This window comes from Aeromicrobium sp. PFPM2_SD2 (assembly GCF_057364525.1).
The window spans coordinates 1-1141 of the sequence record NZ_JBNFNZ010000614.1 but is presented as its reverse complement, the minus strand read 5'-3'; the positions used below and the strand labels follow the sequence as shown (position 1 = coordinate 1141).

Sequence of the window (1141 nt, the reverse complement as noted above, 5' to 3'; positions counted from 1 at the left end):
ACCGGCCGAGGCCGCCGTCCCGGTCGAGCGCGTCCTGGCCTCGACGCTCGCCACGACCCTCGACCGCTGGCGTGCGGACGCCCGCCAGGCCGAGGTCGACCTCGACCTCGACACCATGGGCCGCATCCTGCGCCAGGTGTCCGAGGCGTCGTCGCGCGACGAGGCGCTGCGCCTCGCGCTCGACGGCATCCGTGCCGGGTTCGGCTGGGCGTACGGCTCGTTCTGGGCGGTCGACCCCGAGGCCGGGGTGCTGCGCTTCGCCGTCGAGTCCGGCGACGCCGGGCCGGCCTTCCGCGAGGTCACCCTCCGCTCGACCTTCGCCCCGGGCGTCGGCCTGTCGGGACGCACCTGGGCCCGTCGCGACATGGTCTTCGTCAGCGACCTGGGCGAGATGGTGGACTGCGTGCGGGCTCCCGTCGCCCAGCGGGCCGGCGTGAAGTCCGGCGTCTGCCTGCCGATCGTCGTCGAGGGCGAGGTCGTGGGCACCATGGACTTCTTCGCCACCGAGACCCTCACGCTGCAGCGCAGCCGCGAGGAGGCGCTGCGCAACACCGCGTTCTTGGTGAGCCAGGCGCTCGAGCGGCTCGCCGTGGGCCAGCGGCTCCAGCGCGCCGGCGAGACGATCCAGGGATCGATCCGCACGGTCGAGGAGAATGTGGCCGTCGCCTCGTCCGTCGCCGAGGAGGGGCGCCGGGTCACTCACGAGGCGTCCGCGCTCGTCACCGAGCTCGGCCGCTCCAGCGCCGAGATCGGCGACGTCGTCGGGACCATCCGCAAGATCGCCGCGCAGACCAACCTGCTCGCGCTCAACGCGACGATCGAGGCCGCTCGCGCCGGCGAGGCCGGCAAGGGCTTCGCGGTCGTCGCCAGCGAGGTCAAGGAGCTCGCGGTCGCCACCGCCGACGCCACCACGCAGGTCGACCAGCAGGTCACCTCGATCCAGCAGCAGGTCTCGGACGTCGTGAGCGCCCTCGAGGGCCTGCGGACGTCCGTGGAGCGGGTCAACGAGACCCAGGTGACGATCGGCTCGGTGCTGGCCGAGCAGTCGCAGGCGACGCGCGCGATCCTGGCCTGACGTCAGGCGCGCGTGCGTGCCGGCCGCGCCTGCTCCAGCCACTGCCCGAACGTCTGCCGGCCGCGG

General features: G+C 73.9%; 1 pseudogene. It reads left to right on the top strand.

Features of this window, described 5'->3' with window-relative positions:
- A pseudogene (locus tag AC2W7G_RS16870) lies at positions 1-1000 on the top strand (methyl-accepting chemotaxis protein); the annotation flags it as partial.
- Between the last annotated feature and the right edge of the window lie 141 nt (positions 1001-1141).